Annotated in this window: 1 protein-coding gene and 1 pseudogene; both read right to left on the bottom strand. The window is 35.3% G+C overall.

The window, feature by feature from the left end; genetic code table 11:
• Window positions 1–612 precede the first annotated feature (612 nt).
• On the bottom strand, window positions 613–1,152 hold the full coding sequence (locus tag AB840_RS15225) for a hypothetical protein (RefSeq protein ID WP_048515663.1): 540 nt from the start codon (window positions 1,150–1,152) through the stop codon (window positions 613–615).
• Window positions 1,146–1,377, bottom strand: a pseudogene (locus AB840_RS17975) (IS1634 family transposase); the annotation flags it as partial. The pseudogene AB840_RS17975 and the gene AB840_RS15225, both read right to left, overlap by 7 nt.

Below are 1,377 nucleotides of genomic sequence, written 5' to 3' on the forward strand. Positions count from 1 at the left end.
CTCCATCATCTCTTTGATGGTACCGCCAAGCAGATCCTTCAGGGCATCTTGGATGTCATTTGGTTTCTCGATGGTATACTCTTGGAAGAGCTGCTGGATAATAGCCCGCTTCCCATCGGTCATTTCAACCTTGTGAATCTCTTTCCGCTGTTTTGCCATGATAAAAAGTCCTCCTATGATTAGATTGTACCATAGAAGACCTTATGACTTCGAGTGGAAGTTTGTTTACAGAGATTTTTTCATAGGCTCACATAGGACCAAAAAAGAGCAGGCAACACCCGTTATCTGCTCTTAATATACTACTTTATTCTTCTTCGTCAGGCATATCCCCATTGTGATAGACGTCCTGAACGTATGTCCTATAATTGGCATAACTGCCTTATTTATCAGCTTTTCAGCATAGCTATATGTAGCCACCGTGTAGCCACGATGAAATAATAACAACAATATAATATGTATATGATGAAAACGAATGAATTCAATTTTATATTTTTTTATTCAAAGGCAGCTAAACCAAAGGTCCCTCATCGCGAGGGGCCTTTTCTCATACATCCGCTATTCTCTTTTCAGCTACATCATAATACACTTCCGTCTTCTCGATCCCGATGTACACTATTCATCTTCGGAGGGAATTTCATTTATTTTTTCATTTATTTTTTTACTTAAACTTTCTCCTATTTCTCGCAAAAATTCTTGGTATTTTTTTGAATTCCATATGTTATCCCCATACCACTCGCATAACAGTGGAATAATGACAAGATAAACCAATAAATATAATTTAGCCTTTTTCAGATCATTATTTGTATCGTCATCAAACTCCCCAATATATGACCCGGTTTCTATACCCACTGTTCCATTAGAATATAATTTTAATTCGATGTTACTATTCTGCTTATATGAAAGCCGTAACATGGTTTGTTTTAAATTATTACTTTCTAATATAAAGGATAATGTACTCAATATATTTAAAACTGTATTACCTGCTGCACTAATCCTTGTTATATCATCAGTTGTTCCTCCGCGAAACCCTATAATATTATTAACAGTCAAAATCTCCCCATCTGTAACTGTATATTGATTTTGATGTAAATATACTCTTGAAATAAGCCATATTAGCATATCAGTATCTATCCTGGATTCTCGATTTAACATGACGAGGTTGGCATCTTAACACCGAGTGCCTCATAAATTTTTTTCTGTTTATCTAAAAGCTCGCCAATACGCAACGAATGCCCTGCGTCTTCGAAACATTCAATCACATCCAGTTTGTCAAGCATCTGATGTAATGTATAACTTTTATATAAATTTGCCTGTTTCATTTTCTGATCCAGATACGATATAAGAATCAACGCAACAAATGTAACAAAAATTTTGCCA

The organism is Megasphaera cerevisiae DSM 20462 (genome assembly GCF_001045675.1).
Lineage (GTDB): Bacteria > Bacillota > Negativicutes > Veillonellales > Megasphaeraceae > Megasphaera > Megasphaera cerevisiae.

Bases quoted from the DNA above. Each gene is read 5' to 3' on its own strand.
- AB840_RS15225 (WP_048515663.1), bottom strand. From the start codon at position 1,152: ATGTTAAATCGAGAATCCAGGATAGATACTGATATGCTAATATGGCTT.